General features: G+C 51.2%; 12 protein-coding genes. 2 read left to right on the top strand and 10 right to left on the bottom strand.

Annotation, left to right across the window (positions count from 1 at the left end; all coding sequences use genetic code 11):
• The first annotated feature begins 38 nt into the window (after nucleotides 1-38).
• Nucleotides 39-929 carry an AraC family transcriptional regulator gene (locus BMY11_RS06075; protein ID WP_090573610.1) on the top strand — a complete coding sequence of 297 codons (891 nt, stop codon included), beginning with the start codon at nucleotides 39-41 and terminating at the stop codon, nucleotides 927-929.
• 24 nt (nucleotides 930-953) lie between these two features.
• Here the strand turns inward: BMY11_RS06075 and BMY11_RS06070 are convergent, their stop codons facing one another.
• The 9 genes from BMY11_RS06070 to BMY11_RS06030 form a co-directional block, all read right to left on the bottom strand.
• Entirely contained in the window at nucleotides 954-2588 is a 1635-nt protein-coding gene (locus tag BMY11_RS06070; protein WP_090573609.1) for a response regulator, read from the bottom strand.
• A gap of 2 nt (nucleotides 2589-2590) precedes the next feature.
• Nucleotides 2591-4333, bottom strand: a complete 1743-nt coding sequence (locus BMY11_RS06065) for a sensor histidine kinase (RefSeq protein ID WP_143069219.1) — start codon at nucleotides 4331-4333, stop codon at nucleotides 2591-2593.
• Between the two features lie 34 nt (nucleotides 4334-4367).
• Entirely contained in the window at nucleotides 4368-5246 is an 879-nt protein-coding gene (locus BMY11_RS06060; RefSeq protein WP_090573607.1) for a carbohydrate ABC transporter permease, read from the bottom strand.
• Nucleotides 5247-5258: 12 nt separating this feature from the next.
• Nucleotides 5259-6119 carry an ABC transporter permease gene (locus BMY11_RS06055; protein WP_090574369.1) on the bottom strand — a complete coding sequence of 287 codons (861 nt, stop codon included), beginning with the start codon at nucleotides 6117-6119 and terminating at the stop codon, nucleotides 5259-5261.
• Nucleotides 6120-6250: 131 nt separating this feature from the next.
• On the bottom strand, nucleotides 6251-8056 hold the full coding sequence (locus BMY11_RS06050; protein ID WP_090573606.1) for an extracellular solute-binding protein: 1806 nt from the start codon (nucleotides 8054-8056) through the stop codon (nucleotides 6251-6253).
• Between the two features lie 276 nt (nucleotides 8057-8332).
• Complete coding sequence (locus BMY11_RS06045; protein ID WP_090574367.1) at nucleotides 8333-9214, bottom strand: phytanoyl-CoA dioxygenase family protein; 882 nt, start codon at nucleotides 9212-9214, stop codon at nucleotides 8333-8335.
• Nucleotides 9215-9243: 29 nt separating this feature from the next.
• On the bottom strand, nucleotides 9244-11286 hold the full coding sequence (locus tag BMY11_RS06040; RefSeq protein ID WP_090573605.1) for a molybdopterin-containing oxidoreductase family protein: 2043 nt from the start codon (nucleotides 11284-11286) through the stop codon (nucleotides 9244-9246).
• A gap of 72 nt (nucleotides 11287-11358) precedes the next feature.
• Nucleotides 11359-12138, bottom strand: coding sequence for an SDR family NAD(P)-dependent oxidoreductase (locus tag BMY11_RS06035; protein ID WP_090573604.1), 780 nt, complete (start codon nucleotides 12136-12138; stop codon nucleotides 11359-11361).
• Nucleotides 12135-12944, bottom strand: a complete 810-nt coding sequence (locus BMY11_RS06030) for an SDR family NAD(P)-dependent oxidoreductase (protein WP_090573603.1) — start codon at nucleotides 12942-12944, stop codon at nucleotides 12135-12137. The genes BMY11_RS06035 and BMY11_RS06030 overlap by 4 nt, the downstream gene beginning before the upstream one ends.
• A gap of 127 nt (nucleotides 12945-13071) precedes the next feature.
• Here BMY11_RS06030 and BMY11_RS06025 point away from each other — a divergent pair, with 127 nt between their 5' ends.
• Entirely contained in the window at nucleotides 13072-13968 is an 897-nt protein-coding gene (locus tag BMY11_RS06025) for a helix-turn-helix transcriptional regulator (RefSeq protein WP_090573602.1), read from the top strand.
• A 25-nt stretch (nucleotides 13969-13993) separates the two neighbouring features.
• Here BMY11_RS06025 and BMY11_RS06020 read toward each other — a convergent pair whose 3' ends face one another.
• Nucleotides 13994-14830 carry a phytanoyl-CoA dioxygenase family protein gene (locus BMY11_RS06020; protein ID WP_177182527.1) on the bottom strand — a complete coding sequence of 279 codons (837 nt, stop codon included), beginning with the start codon at nucleotides 14828-14830 and terminating at the stop codon, nucleotides 13994-13996.
• Between the last annotated feature and the right edge of the window lie 16 nt (nucleotides 14831-14846).

Genomic DNA, 14846 nt, shown 5'->3' with positions numbered 1-14846 from the left:
GATAAACGTCTCATATCTTCGGAGGCAATGAAACGAACATGACTTATTTTCCTGATTATTTGAAAACGTATCCAAATATGGATTCCGCATTTCCGCTGCATATTGGCATTCATCAGCTCGAACGCGGATTTAGGGCACATCGTCACGATTTTCTCGAATTCTCTTATGTCATTGAGGGCGAGGGCTGGGAGAGCATTAACAATGTGAAGCACATCATGCGTCCTGGCACATTCACATTCGTGCAGCCCTACCAAGTGCATGAGCTGTTCACCGAACCCGGCAGCAAGCTTGTGCTGTACAACTGTATGTTCAGCATGGATTTACTCATGGAGCATGGAGCCGGCGACAGCCTTGCCGAGCTGATTGAACAGCGCCAGCTCGATCCATTCACGCATTTCGGCGGTGCAACGCAGCATCAGATGGAAGGTCTTATGCGAGATATGCTGCAGGAGTACGAGGGCAACGACCCATGGCGCTTAACGATGCTCGCCTCTCGATTAAAAGAGCTTCTCGTGCGCTTCGACCGCGAGCGACGCAAGCATGCGCCAGCAGACATGGAGCTCGCCGAGGCAGCAGTTTTGCCAAAGAGAGGCACTTCCGTCTGGCCGATTATTCGCTATATTCATCGCAGCTATCAGGACAATCTCACCTTATCGGACCTATCGCAGCGCTTCGGAATGAGCGTCTCGCGAATTAGCGAAGTCATCAAAGAAACGACAGGCCAGACGTTCGTCCATTTCGTTCACGATCTGCGTCTAAGGCATGCGAGCAGCCTGCTCGTCTCCACCGACAACAGCGTCGTCGATGTCGCGCTTGAGGTTGGGTTCGGCTCGTATAAGACGTTTGCGCGAATCTTCCGCGAACGAAAAGGCATGGTTCCGCTGGCATATCGCAAAGCGAAGCGAACTGGCATCAGTACGGAAAAATAGGCGACCGCATGATGCGGTCGCCTATTACCGCTCTCCGATCCGATCGCGATAATCCTGCGGCGTCTTATCCGAATACCCTTTGAACAGTTTGATGAAATGCGGAACGGCCTGATAACCGACCGCTTGCGCGATTTCGTATATTCGCTTATCACTGCTGCGCAGCATGTATGCAGCCAGCTCCATCCGGTAGCGCTGGATATAATCGCTCAGATTGGTCCCTGTCTCCGCTCTATATACTCTGGACAAGTAAGCCGGATGCAGGCCGACATGAGCCGCAATCGTCTGCAGCGACAGGTTGTCATTAAGGTTGCCCTCAATAAAAGCATGGACCTTATCAACAAGCCCCGCCTTCTGCTTCTCCCCGGCCTCCTCCGACTGCTCACGCAGCGAGCGGAATACATGGAATGCCCACTTCTCCAGCTGCTTCAAGGATGGCGCCGCTGGCATCAGCCCTAGAGAGGCACCCCCGCCTAGCTCGCTCAGCAGCTTTCCCCTCTTATGCGCCATATATTGATAGGCATTGGCAATGGAGAAATAAGCTTCATTCGCATGCTCCGGCGGATAGTGTGCATGCTGCAGCTCTTCGAATATTTCGATTAGCTTCTTCTCCGCCACGACCCAGTTGCCCGTATCCAGCAGATGAAGGAGCATCGGCGGCCGATACAGAGAGGTCAGCGTTTCGATCCGATTCTGATCCCGATTGTCAGCAATCCGCATGAAGACGCCCCGCTTCTCATCCGCGTCCTCCCTCATCCCTTTGATCGTCGACCGGTATAAGCCGGGCAAGCCCTCCGGGAAGCTCGCTCCGTTCTTAGCGATGAATACAGACAGGTTCTCATGCAGAAGCGCTTCCGCCTTCTTCTTAAACGTTGCCGCATAATTGTCCATCAGATGCAAATCGAGCCCAAGCCCCGCTGACATGCCAACATTCCCTTCTCTATTCGATGCCACGAGGAAAACAAGATATTCGTTCGAGTCGCGACTATGCCATACATGAAAGGCGTCGTTAAACACTTCTTCCGCCATATTCGAGACGGCATATTCAATCAGCTCACGGTCCTTGTTCTCGTATTCCTGCAGCCTGCCATCCAAGCGTACGATAAAAAGTCCGACCTGATGCTGCAAAGAGAACGGCAAGGCTAGCAAATTCAGCTTTCGAGCAAGCTCCGCAAACGGCACTCCGTTATCCCGCAGCAGTCTTGTCAGAAGCTCGCTTCGCAGAGCAGGTAAATTCTCCCTGAACGCATAAACGTCACGCTGCTGCTGCCTTTGCTGCTTCATTTCGGAAGCGATTTCCTCGGTCAGCTTGCTAAGCTTATCCCGCAGATGCTCCGAATTTACTGGCTTCATCAAATAGCCAGAAGTATTGTACGGCACGACGCTCTGTGCATATTCGAAATCCGCATAGCCGGACAACACGATAATTTTGACAGTTCGATCTATCTCTCGAATTTGTTTAATGAGTTCGATACCGCTCATCTCCGGCATGCGAATATCTGTAATCACAATCTGAATGCTGTGCTCACGGAAAAGACTAAGTGCTTCTTCACCCGAAAATGCTTTATGAATGCACGCAATGCCAAGTTCCTCCTTCGGCACAGTCGCAACGATGCTGTCGACTTGCGAAGGAATGTCGTCGACGATCAACAGTTGAAGCATCCTTAGTTGCCCCCTTCCTTAATGACCAGCGTCACCTTCAGTCCGCCAAGCGGAGACTGACCGATCGATAAACCCGAAGCATCTCCGAAATAATGCTTCAGCCGCTGATGTACATTCCGCAGCCCCAGACTGCCATTCTCGCTCGCCTGTATATTCAAGCTGTACCGAAGCAGCGATAATCGCTCCTCCTGCATACCGATGCCGTTATCCTCGACTGCAATTTCGCAGCCATCCTCTGTGTGGTGACCGGTAATTAGAACGCGAAACTCCCCTTTTTTACTCTCCATGCCATGCACAACCGCGTTCTCGACAAGGGGCTGCAGCAGCAACCGGGGCATTAACATTTTGAACAAGTGATCTTCCATATCCTCCTCGTATTGCAGCCGTTCAGACTGCATCCGATGAATTTCCAAGTAATTTCGAATTAATTCCATTTCATCCGCTAGCGAGGTCAACTGCTGCTCCGTTCGTGTCGTATAGCGGTAATATTGGCTCAAATGCTGCGTGAAAGCGATAATCGCCTTCGTCCGATCAAGCTGCGCCATACTTTGGATATAGGCAAAATTGTTATATAGAAAGTGCGGGTTAATTTGCGCTTGAAGATGTTTAAGTGACGACTCCTTCGCACGGAGCTGCTCCGTATACACTTTATCGATCAACGTTTGTATATCGTTCGACATGAGATTAAACTGCTCGATTAAATAAGCAAACTCGTTGTTCGGCCAGCGCTTTATCCGATGACCGTATTGACCCCTTCGGAGCGATTTGACAGCTCCTATTAAATCATAGATAGGCTTCTGCACATTGCGATACAACAGTGCCGCCGATGCAACGCCAAGAACAAGCAGGAGAATACCAGCTTCATAGAACTTGCGTTTACTATGCGCGATAGGCTCGAGCACCTTCTTCATCGGTTGAAAATCAACCAAGTACCACCCGAGTGTGGAGGAAAGCACATAATTGACAAGGTAAGGCTCATTATGATAATTCATCTTCACGGAGCCATCCGCAGGCTCAGGATCGCTCGCCTGAATTCGATTAAACTGCTCGGACATCGCCTTGATTAACTCGGGTTCGGATCCATGCGGAATGATTGGCGAGAGGCCCGGATGGTACAGAAACGGCTGACCGACGCTGCCCTGCATGAAGCGGTCAAGCATATTCACCAGGTTTTCCGATGCGAACGTAACTTCCACGAACATATTGGGCTCTGTGGACCGATTGGGCGACTCGAATGGAGTGGTCAAATGACGCACGAATGCTTGTTCCACACCGCGTTCCGTAAAGATGTGACGGTAGTCCCAGCGCTCCTGAGATAGATGATCGTTGAAGTAGGCCAAGTCATACTGCTGTTTCGAATTCGTAGATACCGCAAGATTCGCAAGTGGAGAATAGACCGTGAATTCATTGTCCCATTCGAAGGTGGTGGATTGCATATCGAGCTTCTGCAGCAGCAGCCGTTTCGATTCCAATATGGAGTAGGTGGGTTCGGTGGATGAACGGAACTGGAGCTGTACCGCATCCGGGTCCGTAGCAATGACGAAAGCGGCCCGCCATAAGCGGTCCGCCTCTACATTCATTTGCTCCACAAAAAACCGGATCCGATTCAGGTTAACCTGCAGTAGCTCCTGCTCGACGACGTCGGTACTTGTCTTATTCGACGAATTGTACATCAAGAAGATCGGAACGAGCATCAGAACGATAACGATCATAATTCTCGTAAATATGTTTACCCTGTTTCTCACTCGATTCAATCCCGTCCTTTTGAAGCATTTTCGCCTACGATTTCACGGAGCCTAGCACAATTCCTTTAACGAAGTATTTTTGCAGGAATGGATACACAAGCAGAATCGGCAGCGCGCCGATAAAGATTTGGGCAGTCTTGATCGTTCGGCTTGAGAAATTCGCTACACTATCCGATGTTACTCCGATACGTGATAGATTGTCACTTACGATCATGGAGTGCAAATAACTAGAAAGCGGATAGCCATCGGGATTCGTCATATAGATGACACCGTCAAACCATGAGTTCCAGTGGAAGACCATCGTGAACAAAGACAACGTTGCAATGGAGGCCATCGAAACCGGTAAATATACGCTCCACAGCACTCTTAAGTGACCAGCTCCATCAATATAAGCCGCTTCTTCCAGATCGACTGGAATCGTGCGAAAGAAGTTGAGCATCAGAATTATATTCCATACGCTGACGGCCGAAGGCAATACTAGCGACCAAATGGAATCGATCAGATGAAGCTTCGTGATCAGAATATAGGAAGGAATCAAACCTCCCGAGAAGAGCATCGTAAACACGAATAGCCACATATAAATTTGGCGCCCTGGAAATTTGTTGCTCGTCTTGGACAAGCTATATGCGGCCATTGTGACGACAATCATGGAAACAATCGTCCCTAAGATTGTCCGCTCTGCACCGATCCATAAGGATCTGAGAAACTTCTCATTGCCTAGCGTCTTGACATAAGCGTCCGTCGTGAAGCCCACCGGCCAGAAGTTGACGATATTCGCTGTTGCCGCGGCCCGCGAACTGAAAGAAACAGCAAAGATATGGATAAGCGGCATAATGCACAGCAAGCCGAGCAGGCATAGAAATATCGTGTTTGCAATCGTAAATAACTTATAGCTCCGAGAGCGGTAAAGCATATTTCAACCTCCTTAGAAAATCCGGTAGTTCGCCAATTTGTAGGCCAATCTGTAGCTGATGATAATCAGAATAAGGCCGACGACAGACTTGAACACGCCAACCGCTGTTCCGAAGCTGAATTGAGAGTTGTTTAACCCTTCCCGATATGCGAACGTATCAATAATATCTCCGTGTGAGAATACAAGCGGGTTGTAAATGTTTAAGATCTGATCAAAGCCCGCATCCAATATCCGACCGAGCGACAGCGTCGCTACAACGATTACGATTGGCAGCATAAGTGGAATTGTGATCGACTTCACTTGCTGCCAGCGGGTAGCGCCATCAATTTCAGCCGCTTCATACAGCGACGGATTTATGCCGACTAACGTTGCTAGGAAAATAATCGCGGAGAACCCGAATTCTTTCCATACATCGCTAATAATGACCGTAAATCGGAACCAAGGACCATTTCCGAGGAAAAAGATCTTCTCCATGCCAACTGTAGCGAGAACGCGGTTTACAATCCCGCCCTCCGTTGAGAGGATATCGATCAAGATGCCCCCTAGAATAACCCAAGACAAGAAGTGAGGCAAATAGACAAGTGTTTGCACAACTCGCTTGAACACGACTTTTCTGACTTCATTAAGCAAGAGCGCGAAAACAATCGGAATAATCAAGTTAAAAAGCAATTTAAATGCGGCAATAATTAACGTATTCATTATGATCTGCTTGCCGTCGGGATAGGTAAACAGATAATGGAAATGGTCAAGGCCCACCCAAGGCGAATTTTTCATCCCAACCCACGGCTGATAATCTTCGAAAGCTATGATTATCCCAACCATAGGAATGTAAGAAAATATGATGCATAATACGATTGCCGGCAGCAAAAGCATATGGAACGGCCACGTTTTTTTCCAATACGATAGCACCTTGCACCCTTCCTTTCATAAGAAAAACAGAGGAGTAGCTGCAGCTTTAGACTACCGCGGTCCCTCTGTCTCTCATTCATGCGGTTTTTCCATCCTTACTGGTTCTTCGCATACCAATCATTAACTTCTTCCGTAATCTTCTCTCCGCCGTTCGCGAGCCATTCCTTGACGAATTCATCAAAATACTCGATCGGCTTATCGCCATAAATGATCTTCAGATAAGCCTCTGTAGCGAGCTTCTGAAGCAATTGACCTTTGGATTTCATCGTCGGCGTCACAGGTCCGGTGAAGTAGTTTTTACCTTCGGTGATGCCTTGGTTAATCCGTACGCCTGCAGCTTCGATCTGCTTACGCTTCATCGCTTTCACATCGACTTCTCTGGAAGTGAGAGCGTCTGCGTTCGGATCAGCCAGGAACTTCTTAACCGGCTCGTCATTGGAGAACGGAATCGTCGTTACGCCGCCTGCAAGAATATTCGTGGTCATGAATCGCATATCCATCTTGCTGCCGTCTTTGAGCGGCCATTTGTCTTCCGGTACACCGTTTTCCTTGAAATCAGCCTTTATGACTTTGCCGTCAACGGTAACATAGTCATAACCTTCCATGAAGCCGTTCTTCCAGCTTGGGTCGTAGTACGGGTCGCCGTCTTGCTCCAAGCCCTTCGCGAACATCTTATTGAAGTATGCGAACCATGCTTCGATATTTTTGAAGTCTTTGTTGAATACAGTGAAGCCTGCAGTGAGCGGCTTCTCTGCGCGGCCTACTTTGCCGTCAGGACTGGCAGGGAGCGCATAAGGCTCGAAGTCTGCTTTAGCATCAACCTTTGCAGCATCGCTAAGCGGCCAGTCGCCCATCCAGAATGGTCCGAAGATAACGCCTGCCTTACCGCTTGCAACCAGCTCCGACGTTTTCATCGGATCCTTAATGCCTGCTTCTTTATCAATATAGCCTTTGTTCATCCAGTCTTTCATCGTTTCCAGGTACTTCTTCGCATCCGGATGGATTGCGCCGTAGCTGAGCTTACCGTCTGCGCCTTTGTTCCAGAAGCTGCGGACATCGTAGGTGTTGATCATTTGATCAGTAAGCGCTCCAACGATTGCATCCGTCTGCCCCATCCACGTCCAAGGTCCTTCTTTGAGCGGTACAGCGAGACCGACTGTGTCATTCTTTCCGTTCTTATCCGGATCGTTCTCCGTGAACTGCTTAATAACTTCTTCAAATTCAGCCAGCGTAGTCGGTGCTTTCAGACCGAGATTATCGAGCCAATCCTTGCGCACCCACATGACCGTTCCTTCGTCGCCCATGAAGAAGGCAGGAATACCGTAAATATGGCCGTCCTTCTTCACTTCGCCCATCGTATACGCTAGCTTCTCCAGCATCTTCTTGTACTCTGGATGCGCGTATTTCTCGATCGCTTCATCAAGCGGCATCAGCTTATTCGCTTGAAGCATACTTTGCAGGATTTCTCCGGAGGTTCCGAATACATCAGGCAGTTTGCCGCCGCTCGAGAGCAGTAGGCGCAGCTTCGTATCGTAGTCTTCCGGCTTCGTTACGATAAAATCATATTTAACCTCGATACCGATATTGTCTTTCATCCAAGTAAGTATTGCATTGTTTTCCATCGACTCCCCTGGTTTAAAGGCATTGCCACGGGAAGCACCGTCATCCGTAACAGCAGATGTAATGGTAACCGGCGGATCGAATTTCTGTTTCCAGACCTCAGTTGGCTTCGCATCGTTAGTGGAAGCTGGAGCGTTCTGAACCGCTGCCTGATTGTTGTTAGCCGCAGCCCCTTCGTTGTTACTCGTGTTATTGTTGTTCGAACAGGCGGCTAACGTCGGCAGCATGCTAATCACAAGAGAAAGCGTTGCCAACTTTGTGTACTTTGCATAACGTTTCATGTTTTACCCCTTTTCTATTTGATCGTGGTACAACTTGATTATAGGGGGAGAAACAGGGAGATGAAATAGACCGTTTTTTACATTATTCGTAAATTGTACATTTTTGGTTTACGTTTTTGATATTTGTATCTTATTTCATGCGTTTAAATGCACAAAACGTAAACCAATTTGTCAAAAATACATATCTACTGTCAGCATACCGTTCAACGTTTACAAGTAAAAAAAGCGCCGCGTTATACGCGGCACTTGGCTTTTTACATCCTATTCGATTATTTATTAGACCCGGTGTAGGCTCTTGCCCTTCTGCTCTTTCACTTCCCGCCACATTCGGCGCCATGCTTCGCTATCGGTCAGCACGCTTTCCGGCTCTAACCGGCTGCGCACGACGAACGAAGGATGCACATCGCGACCGGATGCCGCGCCTGTCTTATGATAACGCAGGTCGACCGACCATCTGACAATGTCCGATCGATTCGCGATGCCCCGGTGCGGCGTATATTTGCTCATGATGACGAGGCTGCCCTTCGTGCATTCGGCAAGAACAGGCGACACCTGCGGCAGCATCTCCGGTACAATCGAAGTGCCGCCTTCGGCGCGATGATTGATATACCCCTGCTTGAACACATGGGGCATTACTTCCATACAACCGGTCTCCGCGGTCGCATCGACGAGCGGCAGCCAGAACGTAATGATCTCCGACGCTTCGGAGTCAGGCGCGGTAACGGCGCAATCCTGATGCCAAGGGACATTTTGAAAATAATCCGGATCCTCCGAGCCCACACTGGAAGCTGGCAGCTTCGCGCGGATATGCTGGATCGGATTGCAGCTCAGCTCGGTGCCGAGGAGGCATTCGACGACATCCAGCAGATTCGGATTGGCAAGAAATCGGAACATCGCTTCGCCAAGATACCCATTAATGTCGAAGCCTCGGCCAATCTCCCGGCACTGAGCATGCAGCAGCATATACCGCCGCTCGAACGGCTCGTCCTCGTAGAGTTCCTGTAGCTTGCCTTCTGCATGGAGCGCACCAGCTCGCGCATCAATTTCCGCTGACAATTCATTGATGACTGGCTGAAGATCCTCGCTTGTGAATACATTCGGTACGATAAGATAGCCTTCTGTCTGATAACTGATGATTTGCTCGATGGATAATCGCATGCCCACGCACCCGCCTTTTCTCCAGCAAACTATTCGATTTTCGCTACTTGTACGCGCCCTGAGAAGAACGTCGCACCTTTCCCCATATCTGCCACGCGGTCCGGCGTCAGCGCATTGACAAGCGCCTTGCCATCCTTGCCGTCTGCCCATAATCCCTGCATAACGACAACGCCTGAGAGCACATCATCGCCGACAGCCGCTGTCAGTTCGCAGTCTCCACGATCGTTCCACACTTTAATCGCGTCACCGTCTTCTATGCTCAACCCCGATGCATCGGAGCGGTTCATATACAGCCTCGGCGTCTTCTCCAGCTTTACATGCTTCTCATTGTTCGAGAACGTCGAGTTGAGGAAATTATGATTCGCCGTCGGGATGAACAGGAATGGGTACGGACCGTCATCGACAAGCGGCGTGTAGGTCGGCATCGGCGGAAAGCCCTTGCGCTCCATTCGTGCCGAATATAGCTCAATTCGTCCGCTCGGCGTACGCAGCTTGCCTGGAAACAATGGCTTCACGTCAGCCTTGATTGAACCGTGCTCCTTCAGCCCTTCAAGCGTAATCGCTGCGATATTGCGATTGTTCGGATTGTTAAGCGCCTGCTCGATCATCTTATCATCCGAGTCACGAAACGCTTCTTCCTCGTAGCCCATCCCTGCAGCAAGCAGTCGGAACACATCGCTGTTCGATTTGCTCTCGCCATACGGCGCTGCGACCGGCTGCTGCAAATGCACATAATGATGCCAGTAAGACAGGTATAGATCGGTATTCTCAAAAGCAGATGTAGCCGGCAGCACAATATCCGCGTATGTCGCCGTTTCCGTCAAGAACAGATCATGCACAACGGTAAACAAGTCTTCGCGTGACAGTCCCTCTCTTACCTTGCTAGCGTTCGGCGCCACAACTGCTGGGTTCGCGTTAAAGACGTAGAGCGAGGAAAGCTTCTGGCCCTCTGGCTCCATCAACGCAATGCCAAGCAAGTTCATATTGATCTCTTGCGCACCGCTCTCCGCTCGGAGATCAGGACGTTCCAAGGCCGGCTTATTGATCATCAAATAGCCGCCGTTGCCTTTAATAGCGCCGCCTCCGCGTTTCAGCCACTGCCCAGTGAGCGCCGGTAAGCAAGCAATCGCGCGAGTCGTCATACCGCCGTTGTCATGATGCTGCGGCCCGTTGCCGATCCGGATGAACGCGGATTCCGCTTCGCCGTACATACGCGCGAGCTTGTAGATATCGTCTACAGGCACACCTGTAATCGACGATACCAGCTCCGGTGTGTACGACTTCACATGCTCCCGCAGCTGCTCATGTCCGGTCGTAAACTCAGCCATAAATGCTTCATCGGCGTAGCCTTCCGCGAACAAAATATGCATCACACCAAGTGCCAGTGCTGCATCCGTACCTGGCAGAATCGGAATGAACCAATCCGCCCATCTAGCTGTCCGGTTGCGGTGCACATCAATGACGACGACTTGCGCCCCTTGCTTGCGCGCTTTCTCGGAGATCGTCACTTGATGCATATTGGTGCTGACGGCGTTAATGCCCCACATGATGTGAAGCTTCGCGTGAACGGTTTCCTCTGGGTCCGTCCCGTAGCTGCCGCCCATCGTATAGCCGTAGCCCTCCGTGCCCGCTGCTTCGCAGATGGAATAGATGAGCTTGCTTGCGCCCATACGGTTGAACATGCGCCGGCCCATGCCTTCCGTGCCGATCCGACCCATATTACCGTAGAAGCTATAAGGGAGAATGGCTTCCGGTCCTTCCTCTTCGATCAACTGCTTCCATTTCGCAGTGATCGTGCCAATCGCTTCGTCCCAAGTGATGCGCTCGAACTGGCCGCTTCCCTTGGGACCTACCCGCTTCAGCGGATATTGCAAACGGTCCTTGTCATATATACGCTCCGTCATATTGCGGACTTTATTGCAGATTGCCCCTTGTGTTACAGGGTGGTCCGGGTCGCCTTCAATGCGAACAATACGCCCGTTCTCCTTGTGAACAAGCAGTCCGCACTGATCCGGACAATCGAGTGAACAAACCGATGGAAAAACGCCATTCTGCTCGGTTGTATAAGCCATAACCTTCGTACGCTCCTTCCAAAACAAAACCATCTTCATCTATTATACAGGGGAGCGCCCAATTACGCGATGTCACCGAACTGAATTTCCACCGTCCACAACGAGCACCTGCCCGGTAATTTGCCGGCTCATATCCGACGCCATGAAGAGCACCGCATCGGCGATATCCTCGCCTGTCTGCATCCGCCCAAGCCCCATACGGCTCATATGTGCGGTAATATTCGCTTCATCCATGCCTGCCGTTTTCCAGCGGGCCATCTCACCTTCGGATGCGATCCATCCAGGCTGCACACAATTGACCCGTATGCGGTGCTGCGCCAATGCTTTGGCGAGATTACGGGTTAAGGTGACGATCCCCCCCTTTGAGACAGCATAGGCGAGAGTCGCCGGTTCTCCGGCATTCGCGTGGTTCGAGCCGATATTAATGATCGCACCGCTGCTACGTTCAATCATGCTAGGCACGACAGTTTGGCAAAGCATGAACGTGCCTTTGAGATTAACGTCCAGCACATGATCCCAGAAAGCCTCATCCATCTGCAGCATGTCGCAGCGCGGGAAGATACCCGCGTTGTTCACTAGCACGTCAACAGTTCCGAAATGGCCTGTCGTCTCGGCAACGAGCGCCTCGATATCTGATCGCTTCGAGACATCGCACCTGACAAAATGAACCTTCGACGCGTACCCATCCTCCGACAACTCCCTCGCTGTCGCCACACCGCTCTCATCCACATCAGCAATGACGACATGCGCACCGCATTGCAAGAACCGAAGGGCGATCGCTCTGCCGATGCCCCTTGCCCCACCAGTAACGATGACGCTCTTCTGCTGAATATCGCGAAGCGGCGCTGTCATGACAGCAGCGATTCCTTGCGTGCTGCCGCTTCATAAGCAGTCGCTGGCATTTGCGTTGCAAGCTTGCCGCCGCTAATGTCGATCATCGTCCCCGTAATGTAGCCTGCGAGGTCCGATGCCAAGAAACAGATCAAGTTCGCGATGTCATCCTTGTTGCCCCAGCGGCGCAAAGTGAGCGTATCCAGCAGCCGATTCTGACGCTCCTCCGTCTGCTCGGCAAAATGATTCATTTCCGTTGGAATCATGCCAGGTGAGTAGCAGTTCGCCGTAACATTGTAGGGACCCAGCTCCCCGGCTAGAACCCGGGTAAACTGCTTAACGGCTGCCTTCGAAGAAGCGTACGCTGCACTGCCATAGGAAGGGACAATCGCGGCAAAAGAAGCCGCATTCAAGATACGCCCTGACCGCTGCTCCCTCATAATCGGCGCAACTGCCTGACACATCAGAAACGTGCCCTTCATGTTAATGTCCATATTGGCATCCCATATCTCTTCCTTCAGCTCTTCCACGATGCCGCCGCTTGCCACGCCTGCATTGTTGACCAGAATATCTATGCGGCCGAAGCGGCTGCGCACCTCTTCGACGACTTCTGCAATCTGCTTCGCATCGCGTACGTCACATACGAACTGAGCTCCAGACAGCTGCTGTTCGGCGAACGCATGCCCAAGGTCCCCGAGCAGTTCTGCCCGAATATCCGTGCCGATTGTGACAACACCTTCCTGTGCGAGCGTCATGGCGATATGCCTTCCAATACCTCTGCCAGCACCTGTGACAATGGCTACCTTGCCCCTAAGATCGATAATCATGAGACCGCCTCCGATTGTTAGAGAATGCGCTTTCATGTTACCATTCGGGTAGTTAGTATGGATTTACATAAAGGTGATTGTTTTTTGGACTTTTCCGAAAATAATTCATGGGGGCGGTGTTCATCTATTGGCCACTTCGATCTCTCCAGCCGCAAGACCAACGACACTTCGCGAGCTATCGCCTGTCATCCACTGGGCGCAGCCGCATAACCGAGCGCCCGCGTTCAAATGGAGCCGCCGCATCTACGATTTCCAGCTGCTGTACGTGAAGCATGGCGAGCTGCGTGCCACAATTGAAGGGGAAGCATCGCTGAAGGTACGGGCCGGCAGTCTCCTCATTCTGCCTCCGTGGCTCCACCACCGGATTGAGGTGCTATCGGAGCCGTATGCGGAGCTGCTTGGGGTTCATTTTGACTTTTTCGAAACATCCGAGGTTACGTATTCGATCCTAGTAGACGAGCAAGCGCCGAATGTGGAGCTGCTTTGCCATATCCCGTATTTGCAGGACAAACCGATCTTCATGGAGCTTCTCTTCAATACGGTATCGCCTCGAATCATCTCTTTGCTCGAAAATATCATTCAGGAGTGGAATGAAAAGCAGCAAGGGTACGAGGTCATCTGCAGCGGGCTGATGGTTCATCTCATTACGCTGCTCGTACGGCATCAGAACGAGCGCCGCGGCCTCTCGCATCCGAAATACGAGAAGCAGCTGCTTCAGCTCGCAGAGGAAATTCGGTCTGACTTCAGTCGCAGATGGACAAGCGCGGAGATGGCGAAGTATTTGAACGTGCACGAGGATTATATGAGCAGGCAGTTCAAGTCGATGATGGGCATCGGGCCGAAAAAATTCGTGCAGTCGGTGCGCCACCAGGAGGCGAAGCGGCTGCTGCGGGAGACGGACCAGACCATCGAGTCCATCTCCGCGGCAGTCGGCTACGAGGACTTTCATTATTTCAGCCGTATCTTCAAGCGGTGGGAGGGCATGTCGGCAATGCAATTTCGGAAGCTATCGCGGATGATATGAGAAATGTCGGCTGCTACCGTTTCCATTAATGCTTCGGCTCTGCTACCGGATAGCCGATCAGTTCTTTACGCAGCAGGCGCTGAGCTTTCGCGGAGAGCTCGTCATACGTCTCCTGCGGAATTTGAATCGTGCCTGCGCTCGGTCCGTTCGCTGAATAGATCAGCGCGATGTTCGGACGGTGTTTGTCCGAGTGGTTCGGCGTGCCGCGGTGCCACACTCTGTCATCTCGAATGAGGATGGAGCCTGCTGGCATTAACATTTTAATATAATGCATATGCTCTGCGAGCTTCGGCTTACTGAACGCATTCGACGCATACCAGCTGTCCGGATGCAGATGCGTCCCGCCTGGCCACACTTCCATCGGCCCGTTGTTCTCTGTCACATCAACGAGCGGATAGTTGACCACTAGGTTCGCGATCGGCAAATTCGCATCATACCGGTCACCATAACGTGACGATGTATCCGCATGGACAGGCTGCTTCGTCTTACCTCCCGGCATCGAAGTGTTTGTTGCAAAATACGTCATAAAGCAGTCTTTACCCAGAATTTGATCCGCGATCTCCGTGACGAACGGATTTGCAATGACCGCCTCATCGCAGAATGGCTTGATGAATGGCAGGTAGAGCCTCACATGGTTCGTGCCGTCGTTAAACCCGTTGCCCGGATTCAGAATTTCTTCGCGATGCTGCTCAAAGTAAGGGTCCAGAATGGACACATAGCTGTTAAACAACTCCTCGATCTGCGCTCTTGGCAGGACTTCCTCAAACAACACATACCCATTCACCTTAATCAATTGCACAGCCAGTTCCAGCGTCTCAGGCGATAACCGCCCACTTGCTAATTCTTCAGCGCTAAGTCTCATCCTCGTACATCCTCCC

Source organism: Paenibacillus sp. OV219, from assembly GCF_900110075.1.
GTDB lineage: Bacteria > Bacillota > Bacilli > Paenibacillales > Paenibacillaceae > Paenibacillus_Z.
The sequence above is the reverse complement of the archived record's forward strand: the minus strand, read 5'-3'. Positions and strand labels throughout refer to the sequence as shown.

What these genes read in the sequence shown, in the direction of transcription:
- BMY11_RS06075 (WP_090573610.1), top strand. Translation starts at nt 39, where the DNA reads ATGACTTATTTTCCTGATTATTTGAAAACGTATCCAAATATGGATTCC.
- BMY11_RS06070 (WP_090573609.1), bottom strand. Translation starts at nt 2,588, where the DNA reads ATGCTTCAACTGTTGATCGTCGACGACATTCCTTCGCAAGTCGACAGC.
- BMY11_RS06060 (WP_090573607.1), bottom strand. Translation starts at nt 5,246, where the DNA reads ATGCTTTACCGCTCTCGGAGCTATAAGTTATTTACGATTGCAAACACG.
- BMY11_RS06055 (WP_090574369.1), bottom strand. Translation starts at nt 6,119, where the DNA reads ATGCTTTTGCTGCCGGCAATCGTATTATGCATCATATTTTCTTACATT.
- BMY11_RS06050 (WP_090573606.1), bottom strand. Translation starts at nt 8,056, where the DNA reads ATGAAACGTTATGCAAAGTACACAAAGTTGGCAACGCTTTCTCTTGTG.
- BMY11_RS06045 (WP_090574367.1), bottom strand. Translation starts at nt 9,214, where the DNA reads ATGCGATTATCCATCGAGCAAATCATCAGTTATCAGACAGAAGGCTAT.
- BMY11_RS06040 (WP_090573605.1), bottom strand. Translation starts at nt 11,286, where the DNA reads ATGGCTTATACAACCGAGCAGAATGGCGTTTTTCCATCGGTTTGTTCA.
- BMY11_RS06035 (WP_090573604.1), bottom strand. Translation starts at nt 12,138, where the DNA reads ATGACAGCGCCGCTTCGCGATATTCAGCAGAAGAGCGTCATCGTTACT.
- BMY11_RS06030 (WP_090573603.1), bottom strand. Translation starts at nt 12,944, where the DNA reads ATGATTATCGATCTTAGGGGCAAGGTAGCCATTGTCACAGGTGCTGGC.
- BMY11_RS06020 (WP_177182527.1), bottom strand. Translation starts at nt 14,830, where the DNA reads ATGAGACTTAGCGCTGAAGAATTAGCAAGTGGGCGGTTATCGCCTGAG.